Source organism: Halorubrum sp. DM2, from assembly GCF_901686465.1.
Lineage (GTDB): Archaea > Halobacteriota > Halobacteria > Halobacteriales > Haloferacaceae > Halorubrum.
This window is the reverse complement of record NZ_LR594487.1, coordinates 2,486,190-2,510,633: the sequence shown is the minus strand read 5'-3', so window position 1 is coordinate 2,510,633 and position 24,444 is coordinate 2,486,190. Positions and strand designations below refer to the sequence as shown.

At 70.1% G+C, this 24,444-nt stretch carries 24 protein-coding genes; 9 read left to right on the top strand and 15 right to left on the bottom strand.

Annotated features, from left to right (window positions below; all coding sequences use genetic code 11):
• Positions 1-16 precede the first annotated feature (16 nt).
• The 4 genes from QOL69_RS12625 to QOL69_RS12610 all read right to left on the bottom strand — a co-directional run bounded on the left by QOL69_RS12625 (position 17) and on the right by QOL69_RS12610 (position 6,264).
• A complete protein-coding gene (locus QOL69_RS12625) occupies positions 17-2,071 on the bottom strand; it encodes a histidine kinase N-terminal 7TM domain-containing protein (protein WP_345782485.1) in 2,055 nt (684 codons plus the stop codon).
• A 328-nt stretch (positions 2,072-2,399) separates the two neighbouring features.
• Entirely contained in the window at positions 2,400-3,203 is an 804-nt protein-coding gene (locus QOL69_RS12620; protein ID WP_283403453.1) for a metallophosphoesterase, read from the bottom strand.
• Positions 3,203-4,993: a hypothetical protein gene (locus QOL69_RS12615; protein ID WP_283403452.1), complete on the bottom strand. Its 1,791-nt coding sequence runs from the start codon at positions 4,991-4,993 to the stop codon at positions 3,203-3,205. The genes QOL69_RS12620 and QOL69_RS12615 overlap by 1 nt, the downstream gene beginning before the upstream one ends.
• Complete coding sequence (locus QOL69_RS12610; RefSeq protein WP_283403451.1) at positions 4,990-6,264, bottom strand: Single-stranded DNA binding protein; 1,275 nt, start codon at positions 6,262-6,264, stop codon at positions 4,990-4,992. The genes QOL69_RS12615 and QOL69_RS12610 overlap by 4 nt, the downstream gene beginning before the upstream one ends.
• 128 nt (positions 6,265-6,392) lie before the next feature.
• Here QOL69_RS12610 and QOL69_RS12605 point away from each other — a divergent pair, with 128 nt between their 5' ends.
• Positions 6,393-6,713, top strand: a complete 321-nt coding sequence (locus QOL69_RS12605; RefSeq protein WP_048077490.1) for a DUF7510 family protein — start codon at positions 6,393-6,395, stop codon at positions 6,711-6,713.
• A 335-nt stretch (positions 6,714-7,048) separates the two neighbouring features.
• Here the strand turns inward: QOL69_RS12605 and QOL69_RS12600 are convergent, their stop codons facing one another.
• The 6 genes from QOL69_RS12600 to QOL69_RS12575 form a co-directional block, all read right to left on the bottom strand.
• Entirely contained in the window at positions 7,049-8,077 is a 1,029-nt protein-coding gene (locus QOL69_RS12600; protein ID WP_283404244.1) for a glycosyltransferase family 4 protein, read from the bottom strand.
• Positions 8,078-8,245: 168 nt separating this feature from the next.
• Positions 8,246-8,524, bottom strand: coding sequence for a DNA-directed RNA polymerase subunit L (locus QOL69_RS12595; RefSeq protein ID WP_283403450.1), 279 nt, complete (start codon positions 8,522-8,524; stop codon positions 8,246-8,248).
• A gap of 163 nt (positions 8,525-8,687) precedes the next feature.
• Positions 8,688-9,329: a 30S ribosomal protein S3ae gene (locus QOL69_RS12590; RefSeq protein ID WP_048078499.1), complete on the bottom strand. Its 642-nt coding sequence runs from the start codon at positions 9,327-9,329 to the stop codon at positions 8,688-8,690.
• Positions 9,326-9,730, bottom strand: a complete 405-nt coding sequence (locus tag QOL69_RS12585; protein WP_283403449.1) for a KEOPS complex subunit Pcc1 — start codon at positions 9,728-9,730, stop codon at positions 9,326-9,328. Before QOL69_RS12585 ends, QOL69_RS12590 begins: the two co-directional genes overlap by 4 nt.
• A 1-nt stretch (position 9,731) precedes the next feature.
• Positions 9,732-10,940 (bottom strand): exonuclease RecJ, encoded by a 1,209-nt coding sequence (locus QOL69_RS12580; protein WP_283403448.1) that lies wholly within the window; start codon positions 10,938-10,940, stop codon positions 9,732-9,734.
• A gap of 46 nt (positions 10,941-10,986) precedes the next feature.
• A complete protein-coding gene (locus tag QOL69_RS12575) occupies positions 10,987-11,454 on the bottom strand; it encodes a 30S ribosomal protein S15 (protein ID WP_283403447.1) in 468 nt (155 codons plus the stop codon).
• Positions 11,455-11,788: 334 nt separating this feature from the next.
• Between QOL69_RS12575 and QOL69_RS12570 the strand changes: the two genes are divergently transcribed.
• The 4 genes from QOL69_RS12570 to QOL69_RS12555 all read left to right on the top strand — a co-directional run bounded on the left by QOL69_RS12570 (position 11,789) and on the right by QOL69_RS12555 (position 16,131).
• A complete protein-coding gene (locus tag QOL69_RS12570) occupies positions 11,789-13,357 on the top strand; it encodes a Na+/H+ antiporter NhaC family protein (RefSeq protein WP_283403446.1) in 1,569 nt (522 codons plus the stop codon).
• Positions 13,354-13,632, top strand: a complete 279-nt coding sequence (locus QOL69_RS12565) for a DUF7513 family protein (protein ID WP_048077492.1) — start codon at positions 13,354-13,356, stop codon at positions 13,630-13,632. Before QOL69_RS12570 ends, QOL69_RS12565 begins: the two co-directional genes overlap by 4 nt.
• 565 nt (positions 13,633-14,197) lie before the next feature.
• Positions 14,198-14,881: a PHP domain-containing protein gene (locus tag QOL69_RS12560; protein WP_283403445.1), complete on the top strand. Its 684-nt coding sequence runs from the start codon at positions 14,198-14,200 to the stop codon at positions 14,879-14,881.
• Positions 14,882-14,886: 5 nt separating this feature from the next.
• Entirely contained in the window at positions 14,887-16,131 is a 1,245-nt protein-coding gene (locus tag QOL69_RS12555; protein ID WP_283403444.1) for an asparagine synthase C-terminal domain-containing protein, read from the top strand.
• 276 nt (positions 16,132-16,407) lie between these two features.
• Here QOL69_RS12555 and QOL69_RS12550 read toward each other — a convergent pair whose 3' ends face one another.
• Positions 16,408-17,088 carry a uracil-DNA glycosylase family protein gene (locus QOL69_RS12550; RefSeq protein WP_283403443.1) on the bottom strand — a complete coding sequence of 227 codons (681 nt, stop codon included), beginning with the start codon at positions 17,086-17,088 and terminating at the stop codon, positions 16,408-16,410.
• Between the two features lie 312 nt (positions 17,089-17,400).
• Between QOL69_RS12550 and QOL69_RS12545 the strand changes: the two genes are divergently transcribed.
• Together QOL69_RS12545 and psmB are read left to right on the top strand one after the other, a co-directional pair.
• A complete protein-coding gene (locus QOL69_RS12545) occupies positions 17,401-17,577 on the top strand; it encodes a hypothetical protein (protein ID WP_283403442.1) in 177 nt (58 codons plus the stop codon).
• A 232-nt stretch (positions 17,578-17,809) separates the two neighbouring features.
• Entirely contained in the window at positions 17,810-18,541 is a 732-nt protein-coding gene (gene psmB / locus QOL69_RS12540; protein WP_283403441.1) for an archaeal proteasome endopeptidase complex subunit beta, read from the top strand.
• 97 nt (positions 18,542-18,638) lie between these two features.
• On the opposite strand, the gene QOL69_RS12535 is transcribed toward psmB, so the two are convergent.
• The 3 genes from QOL69_RS12535 to QOL69_RS12525 form a co-directional block, all read right to left on the bottom strand.
• The gene (locus QOL69_RS12535) at positions 18,639-19,379 is read right to left on the bottom strand and encodes a protein sorting system archaetidylserine synthase (RefSeq protein WP_283403440.1); all 741 of its coding nucleotides are present in this window, start codon (positions 19,377-19,379) and stop codon (positions 18,639-18,641) included.
• A 66-nt stretch (positions 19,380-19,445) separates the two neighbouring features.
• Positions 19,446-20,498, bottom strand: coding sequence for a Brp/Blh family beta-carotene 15,15'-dioxygenase (locus QOL69_RS12530; protein ID WP_283403439.1), 1,053 nt, complete (start codon positions 20,496-20,498; stop codon positions 19,446-19,448).
• Between the two features lie 122 nt (positions 20,499-20,620).
• Positions 20,621-21,001 (bottom strand): SlyX family protein, encoded by a 381-nt coding sequence (locus tag QOL69_RS12525; RefSeq protein WP_283403438.1) that lies wholly within the window; start codon positions 20,999-21,001, stop codon positions 20,621-20,623.
• Between the two features lie 178 nt (positions 21,002-21,179).
• On the opposite strand from QOL69_RS12525, the gene QOL69_RS12520 reads away from it, so the two are divergent.
• Both QOL69_RS12520 and QOL69_RS12515 read left to right on the top strand, forming a co-directional pair.
• Positions 21,180-21,956, top strand: coding sequence for a bacteriorhodopsin (locus QOL69_RS12520; protein ID WP_079890635.1), 777 nt, complete (start codon positions 21,180-21,182; stop codon positions 21,954-21,956).
• Positions 21,957-22,020: 64 nt separating this feature from the next.
• The gene (locus tag QOL69_RS12515) at positions 22,021-22,245 is read left to right on the top strand and encodes a hypothetical protein (protein WP_048077494.1); all 225 of its coding nucleotides are present in this window, start codon (positions 22,021-22,023) and stop codon (positions 22,243-22,245) included.
• 19 nt (positions 22,246-22,264) lie between these two features.
• Here QOL69_RS12515 and QOL69_RS12510 read toward each other — a convergent pair whose 3' ends face one another.
• Positions 22,265-24,358 carry an AAA family ATPase gene (locus tag QOL69_RS12510; protein WP_283403437.1) on the bottom strand — a complete coding sequence of 698 codons (2,094 nt, stop codon included), beginning with the start codon at positions 24,356-24,358 and terminating at the stop codon, positions 22,265-22,267.
• Positions 24,359-24,444 lie beyond the last annotated feature (86 nt).

Sequence of the window (24,444 nt, the reverse complement as noted above, 5' to 3'; positions counted from 1 at the left end):
CGGTGTGACCGGGGTTTCAGGCCGTCTGCGGCCGCTCTTCCAAGGGTACCTCGGAGCACTCGACCTCGAACCTCGCGCCGTCCTCGTCGCTCTCGGAGACCGCGATCCGCCACCCGTGCGCCCTGACGATGTCCCTGACGATCGCGAGCCCGAACCCGGTCCCCTCCCGGTTGGTCGTGTACCCCTGTTCGAGCACCCGATCGCGTTTGTCCTCGGGGATCCCCTCGCCGGTGTCTTCGACGTAGAAACCGAACGTCTCGGACAGCGATCCGACCCGAACGGTCAGACCCGTCGTCTCGTTGTGTTCGGCGCTGTTCCGGTACAGGTTCTCGAAGACGTTGAGCAGTCGGTCCCTGTCAGCGTCGAGAGCGAGCGACGTGTCGACGACGAGGTCGGCCTCGGCGGTGTCGACGTTCTGCCACGCGGTGTGGGCGATGTCCTCGAGCCGGACTTCCGTGGCTTCGGAGATCACCTCGCCCGACCGAGCGAGCGTGAGGGCGTCGCTGATGATCGCCTCCATCCGTTCGAGCTGACGCTGAACCGTCTCGATCGAGTCGCCCTGTTCGCTTCGGGCGTCCGTGTCGAGCATGTCTACGTGACCTGTCGCGACGTTCAGCGGGTTTCGGAGGTCGTGCGAGACGATGCTGGCGAACTGGTCGAGGCGCTCGTTCTGCCGTTCGAGCTTCCGCTTCTGCCGCTCCTTTTCGGTGACGTCGCGAGAGTTCAGCACGATACCCTCCACGAACTGGTCAGCCAGGAGGTTCCGCGCCCGCACTTCGAGGACCCGCCATTCCCCGTCGGCGTGGCGGAACCTGACCCTGTAGGAGCTTGTGTATCCATATTCGGTGCCGTGGGCGGAGAGCTCGGCGCTGAGTTCGTCTCGGTCGTTGGGGTGAACGTTCTCGATGACGTTCGCACCGATCAACGCCGTCGGCACGTAGCCGAGAATCTCTTCCACCGACTGGCTGACGTGCGTGATGTCCCCGTCCTCGTCGATCACCGCGATGACGTCCGAAGACCGTTCGATGAGCCGTTCGAACCGCTTTTCGGTGATGTGTCGCTCCGTGACGTCGCGGTAGATCAACAGCGACCCGATCGCCGTTCCGGTCCGGTCGGTCAACGGCGTTCGGTTGATATCGAAGAACCGCAGCGACCCGTCGCGCTCGACGGTCACGTCCGAGTCGCCGGTGCGCTCGTCGAACGAGTCATACAGCGGTACGACCTCGGCCGCCGGCCGCCCGACTGGCTCACCGGCCCCCTCCTCGAGCAGCTCCACACCGGCCACGTTCACGTCGACGACGCGGTCGTCGGTGTCGACGACGTACACCGGGTCGACCATCTCGTCGACGAGAGTATGCCTCGCGACGGGGGCCAGATCGAGGAAGCCGAACCTGAAGAGCGCGACGGCGAACACGACGCCGGTGGCCGTGTTGGCGAACGCGGTCGGGTCGAAGGCCGCCGACAGGTCGCCGCTGTACAGGAGGAGGAAACTACCGATGACCGGGATGATTCCGCCCGAGAGCATCAACAGAACCTGAGTACGGTATCGGCCGCCGCGCCTGACCCCGAAGACGAGCAGCAACGAGTACGTGGTGAGTATCAGGGCGTAGGTGTACGCCAGCGTCAGCCAAAACAGCGGCCCGTTCGCCCGGTCGACCGCGGCCAGCGGGGCGCTGCTGCTAAACCCTTGGACGGTCCACAGAAGGTCGTGTACCGGTGCGGTCACGATGAGCGCGAAGGTGGCGACCGGCCACGCGAGCAGGAGTGCCCAGTAGCGGCGAGTGAGAACTGACTCCCGACCGGTGTATATCAGTCCGAAGCGGAGTTGGGTCGGCCCGAGTCCGAGGATCCCGGCGAATTTGACGACTGTCCCGACCTGATACAGCGAGAGCGTGGTGCTCCCGGCGCGGATTCCGGTGCCCAGCGAGTAGAGAGACACGCAGATCATCACCAGCGAGAACGCGACTGCGCCGCGCACCTCTCTGCGTCGAACCGCGACAGCGGCAATCCCGAGGTTCAACCCGGAGATCCCGAACAGCGCCCAGGTGATCATACCGGGTGAAAATCCCATACGACGACAAATTCGTACGCGACAAATAAACCCACGGACATTTTCTCAGGTGTGGTAATAAGACTCGATCTGATTCGCCATTGGTGGTCCGACGAGTCAGAGGCAATCGAATTCAGGCGCTTTGTAGATGATTTAGAGTATTTTAGACAGACAACAATTCCCAAAATTCGATTCTTGTGACGCGAGAACCGGCGGGAAATTTCGAGTCAGTTTGACTGAGCGGCTGTCGAGAGCGGGTGTAGAGCGGGCCGGGACAGTGCGTGGGGGTGACGAACGAGCGCGTCATCGATCCGAGGCGGGCGGGCAGGCCGCAACCAACGACGGCGACTCACACCCGCCGGTAGTCACCGAGTCGCGTCCCGTCCAGCAGGTACGCGTCGCCGGCGGGCAGCGCGTCGGGGAGGAACGGCGCGAGGAACGACTGCCCCTCGACGTTGACCCACGTACCGCCGGATCGCTCGTTGAACGCCGGGAAGATGACGAGTTCCGGCGGATCCTCGACGGCCGCCGCGTCCGGACCGGGGTCGCCGACGAACGCCGTCGGATCGACCGGACCCCGGAGCCACGCGCGCTCGACGCGAGAGCCGCCGACCGCGTCCTCAAGCCGGACCTGCGGGTGCTCGTGGCCCATACAGACCACGTCCGCGTCGAGCAGGGCGGGGTCGGGCCACGTGTGACCGTGGACGACGCCGACGGTTCCCCCGCGCTCGTCGGGGGCCTCCGCTCCGAGCAGTCCGCCGGCGGGGTCGACCGCGTCGAGGTCGTCCGCGAACGCCTCGGCGACGCCCGCGTCGTGGTTCCCCTCGACGAGCGTCATCGGCACGCGGTCGGTGACGGCGCGGACCAGCGTCTCCAGTTCCTCCCGCTCGTCGCCGTCGGGCGCGCCGATCCGGTGCGCGAGGTCGCCGAGGACGACGAGCCGGTCGGCGTCGGTCTCGGCGACGAGGTCGCAGAGCCGCTCGCGGCGCGCGTCGGCCCGGGAGTCCAGTTCGACGCCGCGCTCGTAGCGCAGGCCGACCTCGATGCCGGCGTGTACGTCCGCGACGAGCAGCGCGCGCTCGGTCCCGAGGTCGGCCACGGCCGCCGGCTCGCCGACGACCGGCTCGACGGCGGGCGACGCGGCGGAGTCCATCAGATCGGCTTCAGCAGGCCGTCGCCCGGCTCGTAACACTGCCCGCTCATCAGCGCGTCCTGAATGGCGTCCTCGACCGCGCCCGGCTCGACGCCGTGGTCGTCGGCGACGCGCTCGACGACCGCCTCGCGGGGCGCGCCGTCGCCGTCGTCGAGGTCGTCCATCGCCGCGACCGCCGCGGCTTCGAGGTCGGCCTCGGCGTCCTCGTCGCCGGCGTCGGAAGTCGACTCGTCGCCGCCGGAGTCCGCCCCGTCGGACGTATCGACGGATTCCGTCGCGGAGTCGGCGACCGCGTCGTCAGCGCCCGCTCCGGCTCCGTCGACCGGCTCCTCGGCGAGGTCCTCCGGGTCCGGCACGTCGATGTCGGCCTCGCCCGGGTCGTCGATCTCGGTTCCGGTCGAGAAGTCCGTGCCGAACTCGGACTCGATCTCCTCGCGCTCCTCGTCGTCGAGTTGGTACATGTCGTCGGCGTCCGCGTCGGGATCGGGGTCCGCAGTCGCGTCGGGATCGAGGTCCGCGGTCGCGTTCGTGCCCTCGTCCGCGGTCGCGTTCGTGCCCTCGTCCGCGGTCGCGTTCGTGCCCTCGTCCGCGGTCGCGTCCGCCCCGTCGTCCGGGACCGCGCCCGCATCGGCCTGCGCGGTCGATCCGTCGTCGCCGCTCGCGTCGAAGTCACCGAGTCCGCCGTCGTCGGTCGCGGCGTCGGCGTCGTCGGAGACATCGGCCGCGGTGCCAGCGGTGTCACCCACGTCGGCGTCGGTCGCGGCGTCGCCCGCGTCGGCTGCGGTGTCGCCCGCGTCGGTCGTCGGGTCCGAGTCGGCGGTCGGTTCGTCGAGCGATCCGTCGGCCGATCCGAGATCGGCGGACTCCGCCGAGTTTGCGGTCGGCTCGGAGCTGATCTCGTCGGAGACGGGTTCAGAGCTGACCTCGTCGGTGGCGGGTTCGGAGTCGATCGCATCGGAGCTGGGCTCCGAATCGTCCGCGCCGGCGGACGGCTCCGCCTCGGGGGGCGAATCCCCGTCGGTGGTCCCGTCGCCGCCCGTCGTCGCTTGCGGTTCTGCGATCGTCACGTCCGTCTCCGGGAGGGGACCGAGGTCGGCGTCGCCGCCCTCCTCGGGGAGCAGTTCGAGGGCGCGGACCTCCTCGCGGTCGCCCGCGATCAGTTCGAGGGCGTCGACCGCGAGCCGGCGGACCGCCTCGGCGTAGGCCGCGGTCGTCCCGTAGTGGTCGAGCGCCTTCGGGATCCCGGCGGCCAACGGCGCGGGCGCGCCGCCCGCCTCCAGCGCCGCGCGGAGGTCGTCGCCGCGCAGGTCCGAGTCGAGCGCCTTCGCGAACACCGCGAGGCGGTCGAGCGTCGCCCGCGCGGCCGAGACCACCCAGCGGTCGCGGGTGTCGGCGTCGACCTCGTTGAGGCTCTCCGGGCGGACGGAGGTGAACACGCGGTCGGAGTCCTCCGGCTCGAAGGTTCGCGCCTTGCCCGTGAGCGCGACGAACGCCGGCGGCTCGGCGCGCTCCAAGAATGTCTGCGCCTCCGGCTGGTACTGGCCGGCGTAGGTGACGAACGCGCCGGAGGGGTCGACGACCCGGCCGCGGCGCGTCTCGTCGTTCACGCGCTCGACCTCGGTGAGCACGCCGGCGGTGAACAGGCGGTTCACCCGCGCGCCGGTCGGCGTGACCACGTAGTTCGGGGCGCGCTCCTCGTCGCTCTCGGAGTACGACAGCGAGGCGTCGTCGAACTCGGCCGCGAACACCCGGTAGGCGACCTCTCGGGCACCCGGTCCGTCGTCGCTCATTCGCCCACCTCCGCGAGCGCGGCGCGGGCGGCGTCCGCCGGGTCGTCGTCCGCGAGTTCGAACTCGTCCGCGTCGAGGTTCGCGCCGTAGTCGTCGACCGAGAGGTTGCCGCGGACGCGGTAGGCGCGCCCGACGAGCGCGTCGGCGATGTCGTCGGCGACCACCGCCTTGTCCATCGCGTCCTTCGCGGCGGCGAGGGCGTCGTCGAGGCCGCCCCCGTACACCTCGGCGGTGAGTTCGTCGTCGAGGACGACGGTGACGGTGTCGGTGCCGTCGTCGAGGATCGCCTTCACGCGGAGGTCGTCCTCACCGTCGACGTCGCCGTGGCTCCGACACTGGCCGTTCTGAACCACGCGACCGCACTCGGGGCAGCGCTCGATGAGCCCGGAGCCGTCCCGGATCTCTAAGACGTTCCCGACGACCTCAACGTCGAACATCCCGCCGGAGGCGACCGCGTCGGCGACCGAGAGCCGCGGTGCGTCGTCCGCGACCTCGACGGCGTCGGGCAGCGGCGTCACCGTCGAGAACTCGGTGAGGTTGAGCGAGGGGACGCCGCGGAACTCCCGGACGTACACGTCCTCGATCCGGAGGTCAGCGCCCGGCTTCAGCTCCGAGCGCGGCTGCCAGTCCGTGAAGGGGAGCTTCGCGGTCTCGTCGCCGACGACGCCCTCTAAGATCTCCGTCTCGCCGTCGCGCCCGGAGATGGTCTTCTCGTCGACCTCCAGCACGCGGACCTCGACGTTGCGCCCGCGGTCGCCCGCGCTGATCTCGACGAGGCTGCGGTCGCCGCCGATCTCGTGATCGACGTCGACCGGTTCGTCCGCGATGGCGACGGTGGTCGAGTCGTTGAGGTTGAGCTCCGGTCTCCCCTCCCACTCGCGGACGCCGGCGTTGCCGATCGTCAGCGAGTCGCCCGGCTCGAATCCGAAGTCCTGCCACGCGGTGTAGGAGATGACGCCGGTCTCGTCTGCGATCTCCCCTTCGCGGATCGTGAGGTCGTCGCCCTGGTACCGGATCGTGCGCGTCCCCTGCGTGAGCACGCGGACGGTGACCGTCACGCCGTCGTGGTCGGTCGTGATCTCGCCGACGTCGACGGCGTCCGGGGTGGGGGTCGAGCCGCCGCCACCGCCGCCGTGTTTCCGGCGGACGCTCTGTTTCGCCTCGTCGATCGGGACGCTGTACTCCAGTAGGTTCTCCAAGTCGGCTTTGACCTCCTCTTTGTCGACGCCGAGGTCGGAGGCGAGCTCCTCGGCATGGCTGTTGACGTCCATCGAAGCGAGGTTCGGCGCGGCCGCACAAAAGGATTCACCACCGGCGGAGCCCGCAGCGGGCGCGTTCGATCGAGCCGTCGACTCCGCTCGTCGGCACAGCTAAACCCCTCCCGGTCGCACGGGGCCACATGGACGACACCGACATCGAGGTCAACGCGCGGGTCACTGAGGACCGCACCGTCATCGACGTGACGGGGACTCGGGACGTCGCCGTGGTCGTGCGGTCCGGCGGCGGCGAGCGGATCTACCTCCCGCCAGAGGGGTTCGACGACCCGGTCTCCGGGTCGCCGTACACCTCGCCGTACCAGGGGAGCGGGGCCGGCGGCGAGGAGAGTCCCTACGGCGGCGGGACCGGAAGTACACGCGGCGTGATGGACACCGCCGACGGGTTCCGTGTCACCCACCCGGAGCCGGTGACCGAGTTCGACGTGTACCGGGGCGGTGAGTAGGTAGAGGTCGGTTATAACTGGCCGATCGACACGAACACTACCGAAGCCCCAGTCGCGAGGCGGGCGCACGCTCGCTGTGCGCTTCAGTCGCTCGCTACGCTCGCTCCTTCCAGTGCTTGCGTCGCCTGCGCCCGCCTCGCGACTGCCCCTTCGAGTCCCGCCCCACACCGCCCAGCACCGCGCCTCACGCCTCCCCAGCCTCGTCGCTGACGGTCGTCGCTCCGCTCCGACCGCCAGCGACTCCCTCGCGCGTGCGACTCGCGCCCTCCGGGCGCTCGTCGGCACGCGCCGTCCGCAATAGTCTATTCAGCGACGAGGAAAAAGTTCAACGGCGGCTACGCCACGTCTTCGTACACGGCGAGCGTGTCGTCGACGACCGCCGACCACTCGCGGCGCTCGTAGGTCGGCGGTTCCTCGCGGTCGAGCGCCTCGATCATCCCGTCGACGATCGACTCCGAGTCCGTCTCGACCTCCACGAGGCAGTCGTCGGGCAGCACCTCGGCGACGCCCGAGCGGGTCGCGACGACCTGCGTCCCCGCCTCCAGCGCCTCGGTGATAGTGATCCCGAACGGCTCCGCGTACGACGGCGAGACGAACGCGTCCGACGCGGCGTAGTAGTCGCCCAGTTCGGCTTCGGGGACGTAGCCGACGAACTCGACGCGGTCCTCGATGCCGATCAGCTCGACGAACCGCTTCAGCTGCTCGGTCTGGTGGCCCGACCCGCCGACGACGAGCGTCGCGTCGCGGCCGCGGAGCTTCTTCATCGCGTACAGGAGGTGGGAGATCCCCTTCTGGTCGGTGTGTCGCCCGACGAAGAACAGCATCTCGCCGTCGATCCCGAGGTCCGAACGGACGTCTTTCCCGGAGAACGTCGGCGTCGAGAAGCCGTTGTACACGACCCGCGAGTCCGCGTCGTACAGCTCCCTGATGTCCTCGCGGACGATCTCGCTGACCGCGATGTTCGTGTCGGCGGCGTTCGCGAGCCGGCGCTCGGTCTCGACCTCGCGGCTCGGCGGGTCGATGTTACGGTCGCTCGCCAGCGAGTGGAACGACGATACCCAGGTGGCGTCCGACTCGCGGGCGGCGGCGCGACCGGGGCCGTAGCCGAACCAGTCGTGCGTGTGGATCACGTCGTGATCCGGCGCGAGCTCGGCGAAGCGGTCGGAGAGCTGTCCCACGCGTGCGGCCACGTCGCCCTCGCCCGTCTCGACCGGTTCGAGTCCCGGCCCGTCGTCGGGCGCGAACTCCGCGGGCAACACCAGCGTGACGTCGACGCCGAGGTCGTCGCGCAGCCCGGTGAACAGTTCGCCGACGTGGACGTCGAGTCCGCCGGTGATGTTCGGCGGGAACCCCCATCCCAGCATGAGTACGCTCGGCGGCATACCCCCCCGTTTCGAGAGTCACCACTTAGGTATGCCCCTCCCGCGGGGGCGACCGCGCGGTGAGGGTGCCGCCGGTTGATCCGAAAGCGACAGCTGTTCGGAGCGAAAAAACGACGCCGGCCGTCGGCGTGAGAGACCGGTGAGAGAGGCTCAGGCCGCGCGGACCGCGTCGCGCAGCGCGTCCGTGCGCTCGGTGATCGACCCGGCAGCGTCGGCGAGCACGTCGAGCGGGTCGCCCTCCTCCGACTTGACGGTGAGGACCGGCTCGGTCTGGCCGCCCGACTGCTCGGGGTTCACGTCGTAGGTCGCGGCCGCGACGTCCTCGGACTCCAGTAACGCCCCCTTCAGCACGTTCATGAACGTGTGGTCCTCCCCCGCGATCTCGATGTTGAGCTCCGTGTCGGTCTTTTCGATGACCCGCAGTTCCATACCTGTCAGGTCGGGCGAGCGGCGTTTCAAGCTTTCGTCTCCCGGATATCGGAAGATGCGGACAGGTCGCACGCTCGCCCCTGCCGGTCGGTCGAAACGGGGATCGGCGGCACCGCTCTCAGGTCGATAAACGGAGAAAGTCGGTCGCGGGTCGGCGACGGCGTTACTCGTCGACGGCCACTTCGTCGGCGTCGACGTCGACGGCGGTCTCCTCCTCGGCGGCGACCTCACGCGGGCGCGCTTCGAGGGTCAGCTTCTGGACCTCGACGCGGCGCAGCGGGTAGATCTCCTTGGCGTCGCCGTAGATGGCCGACGAGAGGTTCCCGTCGACGATCGCGTCGACGAACGCCTCGAAGGTGCGCTCCTCGGCGGCGGCGTGGACCTTGTCGATCATCACGCGGCGGATCGCCTTCTCCTGCGAGCGGTCCGCCTTCTTCGTCGTCAGCGCGACGGGCTGGACGCGGATGCGGTAGTCGTCGGTCGTCAGCACCGTGATCGACGCCTCGACCTTCGAGGCACCGCGGCGGACGAGCGAGCGCAGGTAGTCGCGCGTCAGCTCGTACTTGATGAACTCGGTGTACGCCGAGTCGCTGCCCACGTCGGTGATCTTGAAGGTCAGCTTCGTGTTGTTCGCGTTGGAGTCGCCCGTCAGCTGATCGAGCGTCGTCGTGATCGTGCGCCCGACGACCTGCTGGGGCTCCTCGGCGAGGGTCTCGCCGAGCTCCTGCCGGTCGAACTGTTCGGGCGCTAACACGGTGTACCAGCGCTTCTGTTCTCTGCTCTTGGATACGGATCGTTCGCTCATGTGTCGGTTGGTGTGTCGGTGTCGGTCGTCTGCGGTTCGTCTGTGGAGTCGGAGCGGTGCGTGGAGTCTGCGGTGTCCGCGGAGTCGTTCCCGAGGTGTGCGCGTCCGCGCTCGATAACGCGGTCGGCGACGCGCAGGTTCACGAGATGGTCGTCCAGCGTCGACTGGAGTCCGCCCGTCGTCGGTCGCGCGACGGTACAGGCGACGACGTCGCCGTCGACGCGCGTGCGCATCGAGTCGGTCTCGTCCGGCCCGAGCGCGGCCGCGACCGTCGCGGCGTCGGCGTGCGTCGTTCGCACCGTCGCGGTCCGGTCGGCGTCGCCGCCGGCCGGCGCGGCGTCGTCCAGAGTCGCAGCGTCCGGAGACGCGGCGTCGTCCGGGGTCGAGGCGTCGTCGACCATCTCAGATCGCCTCCCTGAGCGCTGCCAGCGCCGCGGTGAGTCCGTCCCCGTCCGCGTCGTCGACCGCGATTCCGCCGCGCGCGGCGGTCCCCCAGCCGTCGCCGCCGACTTCGGCGGCGGCAGTCCGGCAGGCGTCGCCGAGCGCGACCGCGTCGTCTCCCGTGCGCCCGCCGGCGGCCGCGAGCCGGCCCGCGGTCTCGTCGACCGCGACCGCGACCGGCTCCGGCGACCGGAAGTCCCGGACGAGCCGGGCGACCGTCGGCAGGATCGCGGGGGACGCGTCGACCGCGTCGGCGTCGACGCGGGCGACGACGCAGCCGTCGTACCGGCCGACCGTCGCCGCGTCGAGCGCGCGGTGGGCCGCCAGTCCGTGGCGAGACCACGCGTCGAGCGCGGCCGTCCGAAGCGACTCGTCCGGGTCGCTCGCGACCGCGAGCGCGATCCCGGTTCCGGGTGCCTCCCGGGCGAGCGCGTCGAGCACGTCGGCGTAGCCGCCGACCGTCTCGAACGGGCCGTCCGTCGCGTACGGGCGGAGCGCGCGCTCGACCGACGAGGCCGCGCGGTCGCTGGCGTCGTCGCCGTCGACCGCGTCGACCGCGACCAGCGACGCGAAGCGCCGCCGGTCGTCGTCGTCGGGGTCGGCCGGCAGCCCGAGGGGGGCGAGCGCGTCGCGCGCCGCCTCGGGGTCGCCGGAGTAGCGCGTCGAAACGAGCGTCGAGGCCGCGAGGGCCTCGGCCTGCGACGGGTCCACGTCGGTCCCGCCAGAGGCAGGGAGCGCGACGCCGGGCCGCCGCTCGACGCGGCCGGCCCGTTCCGCGGCGTCGAGCGCGTCGCCAGAGCCGTCGGCACCGGGGATCGACCCCGCCGCGACGACGCCGGCCAGCGCGACTACGGGGTCGGGTTCGACGCCGAGCGCGCGGGCGACCGCGAAGGCCGCCGTGCTGGCCGGTCGGCCGGCCCCGGGAACCGCGTGCGGTCCGCGGTCGACCCCGACGGTCACCGCGACGCCGTCGTCGACGTCGTCGGGGACCGGGTCGGGATCGACTCTCGCCTGAAACGGCGTGCCCGTCGCTCGGAGCGCTCGCGCGAGCAGCCCCGCGGCCGCCAGCGCGTCGCCGTCGTCGGTCGCGACGAGCCGGACGAACGGCGCGTCTGCGAGGACGCCGGCGAGCGCGTCGGGGGCGGGCGTGGCGGACGTCGCTTCGGTCATGTGGATTGGATGGTCGGTGTCGCGGATACCGCCGCGTGTGGCCGCGTTACTCCTCGAGGTACTCGACCGCGTTCTCGTAGGTGTACGTGAACTCCTCGTCGATCTCGTCGCCGCGGTAGTAGTTCGCGAGGCGACGGATCTTCGACTCCGTGTTCTGGAGCGCGCGCTTGTTCTGGTGGTCCTGCCCGTTCTCCTCCATGTGCTCGCGCAGGCGGATCGCCTGCGACATGAGGTTACGGAGGTCCTCGGGGATGTCGGCGTCGGCGTCGTGCTCTTCTAAGATCTCGGTGAGCTTCTTACCGGTCGCCAGCTTCACGTCGGGGACCAGGACGCCCTTGACGCCCTCGTCGCGCAGCTTGAGGCCGATGACGCTGGGGTCGTGGCCCTGCTCCGCCAGTTCGACGACGCGGGACTCGATGTCCTCGGCGTCGACGTCGCTCCACTCCGGGGTCTCGTCCGTCGCCGGTTTGTCCGAACCGGACGAACCGCGACGGCGCGTGTGCATTCGTGCCATTGGCTGTGAGTTGGAACGGCACAACCGCAACGTGACCGCGACTCCGCGCGGCGCGGCTACGAACCCCTCGCGGACCGAGCGGTCCGACCGGACGGCCCGCGCGAGCGGACCGCGCGACCGCGACGCCGGAGGCGTCGGCGCACTGCTACATTCCCAAGCCGCGGGCGAAGAGGCCCCCGGCACGTCGGATCTGCAGCTGTGCTGTTCCCGTCTGTGCCGTCGGTGTCGGGGTTGATAAGCGTGTTCTTGTGGCGCGGCCACGCCGATCGCGTCGGACGGAGCGGACACGGGGATTTACGTGGGTCGTCGGTCTGCGGAGGCGTGTGAGACTCAGATGACCGAGACAGCAGACGGCGGCCCGCCCGCGGCGGACGGCGGGGAGCCGCCCGACGGCAGCGAGTTCGGCGTCGGCGACGGGAGCGACGACGGCCCGCGGATCGAGTTCCGCGGGGGCAAGTGGGCGAGCACGGTCCCGCTCGTCTTCTTCATCGCCTGGGCGATCTTCCAGAGCGGCGTCCTCGGGATCGGCGACACAAACGGGCTCGTCGTCGGCGCGCTGGTCGGGACGACGCTCGGGATGTTCCTCGTCCGGGGCGACTGGAAGGCGTACGCTGACACCATCTTCGAGGGGATGACCCAGCGCGTGGCCGCGACCGCGATTGTGGCGTGGCTGTGGGCCGGGATGTTCGCCGAGACGATCCAGGTCGGCGGCTTCGTCGAGGGGCTCATCTTCGCGGCCGACGCCCTGAACGTCGGCGCGAACACGTTCCCCGCGGCCGCGTTCGTACTTTGCGGCCTCCTCGCGACCGGGATCGGCACGGGCTACGGCGCGACCGTCGCGTTCGTGACGCTCTTTTTCCCGGCCGGCGTCCTCATCGGCGCGAACCCCGTCCTGCTCTTCGCCGCGATCCTCTCCGGCGCGGTGTTCGGCGACAACCTCGCGCCCGTCAGCGACACGACGATCGTGAGCGCGGTGACCCAAGACGCCGACATCGGCGGCGTCGTCGCCTCGCGGTTCAAGTACGCGATCGCGGCCGCGATCCCGGCGTTCGCGGCGTACCTGATCGCCGGGTCGATCATGGGCGGCGTAAGCTTAGAGGGCTCGGCCGCGCTCCGCGAGTCCGCGAACGCGCTCGGGCTCGTCCACCTGCTCTCGATGGGCGTCGTCATCGTCACCGCGGTCGCCGGCCGCCACATCGTCGAGGCGATCTCGTGGGGGCTGGTCGTCGCCGTCGTCTTCAACCTCCTGCTCGGGCTGTCGAGCGCGAGCGACATCGTCGCCTTCACCGTCACCGAGGCCGGCGCGTTCGCCTCGCTGCCGTTCGTCGCGGTCGGCGAGACCGCCGGCGTCGGCGGGAGCCTCTACTCGGGCGCGGTCGGCTTCTTCCCGCTTATCGTCCTCACGCTGCTCATCGTCGCGATGGCGCAGGTCATGATCCGCGGCGGCGGCTTCGAGGCGATCCAGGAGTTCCTGCTGAACCGCGTCGCGACGACCGTCCGCCGGGCGGAACTGACGATGGTCCTCGGCACCGCGACGATCAACGGGATGATCACGATCAACACCGCCGCCGAGATCGCGATCGCGCCCTACATCGCCCGCATCGGCGAGAAGTTCAACATCAACGGGTACCGGCGCGCGAACATCTTGGACGCGAACACCTCCGCGCTCGGCTACATCTTCCCGTGGGCCGGGGGCGTCCTCGTCGGGTATCAGGTGATGGTCGGCCCGGACGGCCTCGGCGCTGAGTACGGCACCGACGCGATGATCGTGAACCCGATCGAGGTCGTGCCCTACGTGTTCCACGGCTGGTTCCTCGTGGCGATCTTCGTCCTCGCCGCGATCACCGGCTTCGGGCGGGAGTACATTCCCGACCGCATCTCCGAGGAGGTGTCGCGCGCATGAGCGTCTTCGACAAGTTCCTCGCCGGGTTCTCGTTCCGGGGGTCGACACCGGACTACGCGGTCGGCGACACGATCGAAGTGATGGTGACCGGGACCGAGGGTGACGGCGAACGCGGGGCGGCGGTCGCCCGCATCGGCGACTCGACGCTCCGGATCGAGGACGCGCCGGCGGACGCCGTGAACACCCGGGTCCTCGTCGACGTGACGTCGTGGGACGAGACGGAACATCGCGGAGTCGGGACGTATCGGAAGACGGTCGGCGAGAGCGCGTTCTAGATCGATTCTCGCGGAGTCGTCTTTTCGGAGTTCGTCGATTCCGCTTTTCACTTGTGAGTGACTGGCAGTGGTTCGACGGTGTTCGCCGCCGAAGCCTCGACCGCTCGATACTACGGAACCGATGCTGTGACCGAGACCGCCGAAGCCCCAGTCGATCGGCTTTACGTGACTGGTTTCGCCACGAACGACTTTGTGACCGAGACCGCCGAAGCCCCAGTCGCGAGGCGGACAGACGCTCGCTGCGCTCCTCGTCGCTCACTTCGTTCGCTCCTGCGGTGCTTACGTCGCCTCTGCCCGCCTCGCGACTGCCCCTTCGAATCCCGCCCCGCACAGCACAGCCTCACACCTCCCCAGCCTCGTCGGTCGCCGTCGCTTCGCTCCGGCGACCGACTCCCTCGCGCGGCGCTCCTCGCGCCCAGTAGGGCGCTCGGAGGCGCGCGCCACCGCAGAGTAGCCCGATGATCGACGTAGCTCACGATCGGTCGGATCGGACGAGTTCGGCCGGTATCGCCGCGAACCGGCGCGGACCGGGGCGCTTTTTATCCAGACCCGCGAACGGAGAGTCGTGCTATCGGTCGAGCTACACGCGCACTCCGCGCTGTCGTACGACGGGCGCGACCCGGTCGACCTGCTCTTGGAGCAGGCGGCCGCGGTCGGGCTCGACGCGCTCGCCGTCACCGACCACGACGAGATCGACGCCAGCGTCGAGGCGGCCGAGAAGGCCCCCGACTACGGGCTGGTGGGTATCGTCGGCATGGAGGTGACCTCGGCGGTCGGCCACGTCCTCGCGTTCGGGATCGAGGAGCGCGTCGAGAGCGGCCTCCCCTTCGACGAGACGCTCGACCGGATCCGCGATCAGGGCGGGATCGCGGTCGTCCCCCACCCGTTCCAGAAGTCCCGCCACGGCGTCGCCGCGCACGTCACGGAGGAGCAGTTGGCGAGCGCCGACGCCATCGAGGTGTACAACTCCCGGCTGTTCACCGGGCGCTCGAACCGCCAGGCGGAGAAGTTCGCCGTCCGCAACGGGGTTCCGATGACCGCCGGCAGTGACGCGCATATCTCTGAGATGGTCGGGCAGGCGGTGACCGAGGTGGGCGCGGACAAGCGCTCGGCCGACGCGATCCTTCAGGGGATCGCCGACGGCCGGACCAGCGTCGTCGGCAAGCGCACCCCGTGGCGGGTGTCGCTCAAGCAGTTCGGCGGGGGCGCGAAGCGCCGCGCGCTCCGCGCGCTCGACTCGCTTCGGTGACCGCGATGTCGCCGACCACGCCGCCCGACGACGACGGTTCCGTTCTCCGAGGGACCGACGCCGACCGGGTCCGCGCCGCCCTCCGCGACGGTGACCCCCTTCCCGGCGGCCGCGGTTTCGCCGGGCTGCTGACCGACCCTCCGGGCCGAACGGGACCGGTCCTCGTCCGTGACGTCCTCGGCCGGCAGCCGCTGTTCGCCGAGCGCGACGCGCTCGACCCCGAGACTGACCGAGACCCGACCGCGCCCGGCGCGTGGAACGTCGACCGGAACGCGCTCGACGACCCCGAATCGGTCCCGGCCGGCGGCGTCGTCTCGGCGGGCGGAACCGAGCGCGTCTGGCGGCTCCCGGAGCCGGACGCGACCGCGGACCGCGAGGTCGCGCTGTCGGCCGTCGACGACGCGGTGAGCGGCGCGCTCGACGACCTCGCGGCCTCGGCCCGGTCCGCGAGCGCGGACGACGGAGACGAGGGCGACGGCGGCGACCTCGCGGTCGCTTTCTCCGGCGGCGTCGACTCCGGCGTCGTCGCGGCCGCCGTCCCCGAGGCCCCCTGCTACGTCGCCGGCTTCGAGGGGTGCCACGACGTCTCGGCCGCGCGAGAGGCGGCGGGCGCGATGGGTCGCGACCTGCGGGTCGTCGAGGTGACGCACGACGACCTGAAACGCGCCGTCCGCGCGGTCGCGGCCGCCACGGACCGCCGAAACCCGATGGACGTCGCCATCGCGGTGCCGCTGTACCTGACCGCCGAGGCGGCCGCCGCGGACGGGTTCGGCCGGCTCGCGGTCGGACAGGGGGCGGACGAACTGTTCGGCGGTTACAGCAAGGTCGTCGACCCCGCGCAGGACTCCCGCGTCGACGCCGACACCGTCCGCGGGGCGCGGACCGAGACCGTCCGCACGCTGCCCGACCAACTGGAGCGGGACGTGCTCGCGCTCCGCGCCGCCGGGGTCGAGCCGGCGACGCCGCTGCTCGACGACCGCGTGGTCGCGGCCGCACTGGCGCTCCCCGACGACCTGCTCGTCGACGGCGACGAGCGGAAGGTCGCGCTCCGCCGCGTCACGGGCGAGCGCGTGCCGGAGTCGGTCGCTACCGCGGACAAGAAGGCGGTCCAGTACGGCACGTACGTCTCCCGCGAACTCGACCGACTCGCGCGGCGGGCGGGCTACAAGCGGCGGATGGACGACCACGTCGGGAAGTACGTCGAGGCGCTGTGCGCCGAGGAAAAACCGGCCGATGAGGGCCGGAACTGACCAAGTCGCCGCGTGGAGTACCAGTCCTGCGGCCGACGCCCGATCGTCCGGGCGTCTGCGTAAGGATCGACAGGACGGATATAAAATCCGAGCAGTAGCGACAAATATGACACTCTTTCGGTTTGGAGAGAAACAATCGTGCGTAGATTCGACTAATTACTGCCGTATCTCCGTATCAAGCGCGCGCTTTGCCGAAGAAAGTTCACGTCTATCCGGGGAAAACAGGCGGATTCCCGGTGTTCGAAGCGGAGCGACCACGTCAGCGGAGGGGTCGCGTCAGCGGACCAGATACGGTTCGTCGCCGGCGATGAACCGGCCGAGGTCGCTCTCGCGGCGGAAATCAGTCGACCGAAGCTCTCCCAACGCGGCGACGAGGCGGTCGGCGTCGCCGTCCGCCCAGTCGGCGGGGTCTTTGATCGGCACGACGAGCCAGCCCGCGCCGAGCAGCTCCTCGCCGTGGAGCGCGTCCATGTCGATCTCGGTCTTCCAAGCCCGCGCGGTGTAGGTCTCAAGGACGCGTTCCGTCGCTCGCGCGCCCACCGGGAGAAGCACGTGGGCCGCGATGGCGCGGAGTTCGGCGTCGAAGAACCGCTCCATGTCGGCGTAGGAGTCCTCGTCCGGCGGCTCCTCGCTCGCGCACATGTGGAGGTACGAGAGGAACGTTCGGGCGGTTCGGATCGGGTCGCTCGCGGTCGGGTCTCCCTCGCGCGGGACGCCGTCGGGGGTAACCCCGTCCGCGACCCCCGCGATCAGCCCGGCCGCCGACAGCGCCGACAGGAAGGCGGGCGACCACGTCTCGCCGGTGAACGGGACGCCGGCCGCGGTCCCGCCGTGGACGCCCGGACGGTCGCCGACGACGTGGAAGTCGGCGTTGGCGTCGCCGTAGCCCGGGACGAACGACGGGCAGTCGGGGCGCATCCCGAACGGGTTCCGGATCCGGTCCGTGACGTTCTGCACACGACGTGGTAGGTGCCCACCCAGTTATATTCAGTTCGGTCCGACGCGGGGCCGTAGCCGGGCGGTTCGCGGGCTAGATGAAGCCGCCGAAATCGGGCCGATGCGAGGCGCACGAACCGCCGTGAATTCGCATAAGTTATGGAGATACACTGGGTCCGACCGGCGTTGGATACGCGTCGATCGCCGCGTCGGGAGCGAAGTTTCGGGATCGGTAAGCGACGATCGAATACCGCACGACTGCGTCGGGATCGTCTCGGACGCGGCCACGGAAGATATTTATACGTCCCCGCGTTCGGGTCGGGCAGAAGTTCAATGTTCGACCGCATCCGAACGGCGGCCCTCGTCGGGCTCCACCAAGCGACCGTCGCCGCCGGGATCTCGCTTTTCCCGGTGGCGGTCTTCGCGCGTCAGCGTCTCGGTATCAACATCCCCGTCGGCCGGCTCGTCGAGACCACCACCGAGGCGTTCGAGACCGCGGACGAGGAGTAATCGACCGGCACGGTTCGTTTTCGCGTCGCCGACTGAATCCCGGACCGACCCCGAGCGACCGCGTCATCGGCGTCGGCGGTCGTTCGTCTCGTCTCCGGTCGCCGCCGGCTTCGAGACCACGCGTCTCGTCGCCGTCCGCCGGTCGTAGCCCGGCGACGGATAGGTTCGTCGGAACCGGTCGGCGGCCCCCGAAGGGTTGCCTTTATCCGCGCGCCGGGCCAACAGATGCGTAATGCGAACACCGACTGACAACCTCTCGGACGGCCCGTCCGTCGAACTCGGCCGCGACCAGCCGGTCTTCGGACCGGAGCTCGGCGAGTTCGACCAGAGCGAGCAGCGCGCCGCCGCTGGCGGCGAGGGCGAAGGCATGAAGACGGGAACGACGACCGTCGGCATCAAGACGGCCGACGGCGTCGTCCTCGCGACGGACATGCGAGCCTCGCTCGGCGGCATGGTCTCGTCGAAGGACGTCCAGAAGGTCGAGGAAGTCCACCCTCGCGGCGCTCTCACCATCGCCGGCTCCGTCTCCCCGGCGCAGAACCTGATTTCGACGCTCCGCGCCGAGACGAGCCTCTACGAGGCCCGCCGCGGAAAGGACATGTCGATGGAAGCGCTGTCGACGCTGACGGGGAACCTCCTCCGCTCCGGCGCGTTCTTCGTCGTCAGTCCGATCCTCGGCGGCGTCGACGACGAGGGGTCGCACATCTACTCTATCGACCCCCTCGGCGGCACGACCGAGGAAGAGTACACCGTCACCGGCTCCGGGTCGCAGTACGCGCTCGGCGTCTTAGAACAGGAGTACGACGACGGCGTTACCATCGACGAGGCGAAGACCATCGCCGCGAAGGCGATCCAGTCCGCCGTCGAGCGCGACCTCGCGTCCGGCAACGGGATCAACGTCGCCGTCGTCACCGATGACGGCGTCGACATCACCCGGTACAAGGACTTCGACGGCCTCCTGTAAGGCCTCCCACGTCCTCGGCGCAGTTCCCCCGACGACTCTCATCGCGACTTTTTCCGACAACTCACCACCGGCGAGTTCGTTGTCCGCATCCCCGCCGTCACCGGCGCAGTCCCGGCGGCGCGCGGATCCCGTCGCCCCAGTAGAAGCGCGGGCCGAGGAGGAGGTAGCCACAGGAGAGGAACAGCAGCGCGAACGCGAACCCCTCGCCGATCCACGCGGGGAGCGCGTCCGTCGCCATGTGGCCGGCGGGGGTGACGATCACCGCCGCCTGAACGACGCCCATCACGAGCGCGTCCTGCGCGTGGAGGTCCGGGTACGTGACCGTCGACCCCATGAGCAGCGCGAACGTCACCGTGGCCACGACGAGGAGGAGCGGGGCGGTGTAGCCCGCGATGACGGCGGCCGCGAGCACCGTCGCCGCCAGCGTGGTCGGGACGCCGACCGTCTCGCGGGAGCCGTCCTCGTCGGCGGTGTAGAGGCCGAGCCGGGCGACCGCGGCGGCGACGAACAGCGCGCCCGCGCCGACGCCGGCGGCGACGAGGACGGGGTCGGTCGCGAACGAGCGGCCGTCGCCGACGACCGCGGCGACTAACGCCGCGGGCGCGACGCCGAAGGAGGCGACGTCCGCCAGCGAGTCGAGGTACGGACCGGCCGGGGTCGACCCGCGGTGGCGGGCGACGACGCCGTCGAGTCCGTCCGCGACCGCGGCGAGGAGGACGAGCCGGGCCGCGAGCGCCACGTCGACCGTCGCGGCGACGACGGCGAGGAAGCCGACGGCGGCGTTGGCCACGGTCACGGCGTCCGCGAGCCCGAGCCGCCGGGCGAACCGCAGAGGCATACCGTACCGGTCGACGAGACGGGTTTTAGGGCTTGTTATCTCGTTCACCGGGGGGATTACCGGGGATCAGGGCACGTGCCAGATGCCGCGCCCGAAGTCGAGCCACTCGCCGACGACGACGTGCGGAAGCGCGATGACGCAGACGAAGATGGTGTAGAAGGCGACGGCACCGGACAGCAGCGAGCCGCCGGCAAGCGGGTTCGGCGCGACGGTCCAGAGGGTGACGGCGACCGTCGCCGTCGCCAGCGCGCCGACGACGAGGACGCCCCACGCCACGACGAGCGAGACGCCCTCGGTCCGGCTGGGGCGCTCGCGCTCGACGACCATACTCCGGGCCGACTGGCGCATCGAGTACCACAGCGGGAAGTAGAGCCCGATGGCGACGACCACGGGCACGAGCGCGAAGTACGCGACGAGCAGCAGCGTCTCGGCGGCATCGAGCAGCCACGACCGGCTGACGCCGCCGGTGGAACGCCAACTGGTCGCGAGCCCGCCGCCGAGGTGCGCGACCACGGCGAGTCCGTACGCGGCACCGAGCGCCGTGGTGAACGCCTCCGGCGACGAGGCGGCGGGACCGGCCAACTGCCCGTCGAAGACGCCGAGCATGATGCCGGTGAACCCGTAGAAGGTGTCGGTCCAGAAGACGGCGGGGACGATCATCACGGCTCCGCCGCGGACCAGTGCGGCGAGCGCGCGCTGTGGCCGCGTCGGGAGGTGGTCGGTGCCGACCAGCGCGTCCATCACGCGGAGGTCGCCGTGTCCCCCCTTCGCGACCGCGGTCCCGAACGCGAGCGCGAGCGCCGGCAGGGGAGCGACGACGAACAGCGCCACGAACGTCGCGACGAAGCCGACGTACAGCCCCACGTACCGCGCGCCGAACGGGAGGCCCCGCCGACGGAGGTTCGAGAAGTGTTCGTACCCCCCGTGCGGGAGGTTCAGCGCGACCATCCCGACGAGGTACGCGATCATCTGCGTCCGGAGCGAGATGTCGGTGCCCGCCGCGGACAACGCGCCGAATCCGACCGCGAGCAGGAGCAACGCGGCGCGCGACGCACCGATAGCCGTCCGTTCTGGTTCACCGAGAAGCCGCCGTACCGGACCCGCCGTCGACGTCGACATACCAGCAGATACGGTTCTTACGGAGTTAGGGTCTCGTCGTCATTATTGGGTGTTTTATACGCCGCCTCGCCCCTTTGCGCCCGCCGTCGCTCAGCCGCGCCGACGGGGAGAGGAAGGAGGACTCAGTACGTGTGGATCACTTCGCCGCAGCGCGTGCACTCGATCGTGTCCGATCTGAACAGCCGTTCCTTCTTCTCCGTCGGCCCGTTACACTCGGGGCAGACGCCGAGGTTCCGTCCGTCCGCGACGCGCGCGGACAGATCCAAGAACTGGTTTTCGAGCGTCTCGATCTGTTCGGACTGCTCTTCGACGACCGACTGAAGCTCCTCGATCGTGTCCTCGCGCTCCTCGACCGCGGTGGACAGCTCCTCGATGCGCTGTTCGTACGCGTCGATCGCCTCGACGTCGATGGTGACGTCGTCGGTCGCCTCGGTCTCGGCCTCTCGTTCCGCGGTGGTCTCGGCGGTCGATTCCGCTTCCGCTTCGGCGTCATCGTCTACCATGTACCACCCGTAGGTCCCCAGGTTCATTACTTTCGGGCCGACAAGGTTTCCCCCGAACCGAAGTGTGACGCCGACGATGGCGGCCCGAACGCTCCCGCTATCGGGCGTCCACCGCCGCCGATACCTGACTAGGTTGGCATCGATCTCAATAGAGTATATACTGTATCAGGATGTGGGTATGGACCCGATAGCGCTACAGGCGGGATACGACCTACTCGGGGACGGACGCCCCGAGACACTATGGTTGGGAATCGGCACGATACTAATGCTCATCGGGACCTTCTACTTCCTCGTCAAGGGATGGGGGGTCACCGACAAGGAGGCCCGTGAGTACTACTCGATCACGATCCTCATTCCGGGGATCGCGTCGGCGGCGTACCTGTCGATGTTCTTCGGCATCGGCCTGACGGAAGTCACGGTCGGTGGCGAAGTACTCGACATCTACTACGCGCGGTACGCGGACTGGCTGTTCACCACGCCGCTGCTGCTGCTCGACCTCGCCCTGCTGGCGAAGGTCGACCGCTCGACGATCGGTACGCTCGTCGGCGTCGACGCGCTGATGATCGTCACCGGTCTCATCGGCGCGCTCTCACACACGCCGCTCGCGCGGTACACGTGGTGGCTGTTCAGCACGATCGCGATGATCGTCGTGCTGTACTTCCTCGCCACGAGCCTGCGCGCCGCGGCGAAGGAGCGCGGCCCCGACGTTGCGAAGCTGTTCAACACGCTGACCGCGTTGGTCTTGGTCCTCTGGACGGCGTATCCGATCCTGTGGATCGTCGGCACCGAGGGTACCGGCGTCGTCGGCCTCGGCGTCGAGACTCTGCTGTTCATGGTTCTCGACGTCCTGGCCAAGGTCGGCTTCGGCTTCATCCTGCTTCGCAGCCGCGCCATCATCGGCGGGACCGAGGCACCCGAGCCGTCCGCCGGCGCTGACGCGCAGGCCGCGGACTGATCGGCTCGCACGTCGGAAGGAGCCGAACAGCAGATAAATAACCGTTCGCGGTTCATTTTTTGACATGACTGACACAAACACCGAACAGCCGCCAGTGCTGCGTACACGCTCCGTCGTCGGGATCGCCGTCTGCGTCGTGACCGCGTTCGTCGGGATCTTCCTGATACCGACGCTACAGGAGCCGGGGGGCGGGTTCAACGTACGGTTCTGGACGATGGCGGCGCTGGAGCTGCTCGCCATGGTCGGGGTCGTCTACTTCGTCCTCAACCTCCACGAGGAACCGAGCTAACGCCCGCGTGGCGGGCGTCTCACTCCGCCGATCGATCGCTCTCCGGTCGGTCGTCCGCCGACGGCTCGACGCCGGCCCGCCCGTCGCGGGTCGACGGCGACGTCTCTAAGAGCGCGCGTTCGAAGTGGCCGCGACCGACGGTCGAGTCGGTCGTCGGGCCGTCGTCGACGATCCCGTCCTCGATCGCGAGCAGTCCGGCCTCCCGGACCAGCGCCGCGAGGTCGCCGCCGCTATACCCGGCGGTGCGGTCGGCGACGGCGTCGAGGTCGACGTCGGACGCGACCGGCATCTCCCGCGCGTGGATCCGCAGGATTTCGCGGCGCGCGTCCCGGTCGGGGAGCGGCGTCTCGACCGCCTTCTCGATCCGTCCCGGGCGGAGCAGCGCCTCGTCGATGTTGTCCGGGCGGTTGGTCGCCGCGATCACCACGACGTCGGTGAGCGGCTCCAGCCCGTCTAGCTCTGTCAGAAGCTGCGACACGACGCGCTCGCCGGCACCCGTGTCGTCGCCCCGGCGCTTCGGCGAGACGGCGTCGACCTCGTCGAAGAAGACCACCGCCGGCGCGTTCTCGCGCGCGGTGGCGAACAGGTCGCGGACCGCCTGCTCGCTCGCGCCGACGTACTTGTCCAGCAGCTCGGGACCGTTCACCGGGATGAAGTTCGCGTCGCTGAGGCTCGCCGCGGCCCGCGCGAGCAGCGTCTTCCCGGTTCCCGGCGGCCCGTGAAGGAGCACGCCCGACGGGGGGTCGATCCCCATCTCGGCGAAGCGGTCGGCGTACTCTAGCGGCCAGTACACCGCGCGCACGAGTTCGCGTTTGGCCGGCTCCAGGCCGCCGACCTCGTCCCAGCCGACCGCGGGGAACTCGACCGTGACCTCCCGGAGGCCGGTCGGCTCGACCTCGTCGAGCGCGGCGTCGAAGTCGGTCATCCGGATCGCGGACCGGCCGTCGCGCCGGACCGCGCGCTCCAACGCCGCGTCCACGAGGACGGTCAGGTCGGCGAACACGTACCCGTTGAGCCGTGCGGCGATCGACTCGAAGTCGACATCCATGGCGAGCGACGCGCCCGAACACAGCGATTCGAGGGCCGCTCGCCGCTCCGCGGTCGTCAGCGGCTCGACCGCTATCTCGCGGTCGAACCGCCCGCCGCGACGCAGCGCCGACGGCACGCCGCTCGGGTCGGTCGTCGCGCCGATCACGACCGTCCGCTCGCCGGCGCGGAGCTCGTCGATGGTCGATCGGAGCCGGTCGGCCAGCGCGGAGCCGCCGCCGTCGTCGGTGCCGAGCGCTTCGAGGTCGTCGAGGAGGACCACGGTCGGCTCTCCCGCCGGGACGCTCTCGACGACGCGGTCGAGCTGGTCCGTCTGGTTGCTGGCCCGCTCGCCGCGGAGCCTGGCCGCCGAGACGCGGACGAGCGTCGCGCCGGTCGCGGCCGCGACGCCCTCGACAAGCGTCGTCTTCCCCGACCCGCGCGGCCCGTGAAGGAGCAGCCCCAGCGTCGGGTACCCCGCCGACTCGAAGGTGTCCGCGGCGTCGAACCGGGTCGCGACCGCCTCACGGAGGCGCTCGAACGTGGCCGTCGGGACGACGTCGACCCCGAGACCGTCCGGGCGTTCGGCGACGACGGCCGGGGCCCCCTCGTCGGCCGCGACGGTGATCTCGGTCTCGTCGCCGACGACGGCCGGCGACGACGGGGCCACGTCGCGCACGTCGAACCGGAGCGTGAGGGCACCGCCGAGGCGGGTGACCTCGAACTCGTCGCCGACCGCGACGACCCGGCGGTCGAGCCGGCGGCGGATCGCGTCCTCGCTCCGCGCTAAGTCGACCGACTGGCGGAGCCGAAGGGTGATCGCCGACGCGACGGGGAGGTCCGAGGCCGACACGGTCACGGTCTCGCCCGGCTCGACGCCCGCGGTCCGGCGGAGTCGTTCGGGGAGGAAGACGGCCCGCGACCCGTCGTCGACCGCGACGACGGGAGCGACGACGCGGTGCGCGCCTTCGACGGCGACCGAGTCGCCGAGACCGACCCCGAGTTCGGCGAGGACGGCCTCGGGGAGTCCGATGCGGTCCCCGGGGACCGACGTGGGCGGCTCGCGGACTGGGATGCGTACCGTCATCGGTCGTCGGTACGTACCGTCATCGGTCGTCGGTACGTACCGTCATCGGTCGTCGGTCGGATCGCGGGACGCCCCGCCGGCGACGG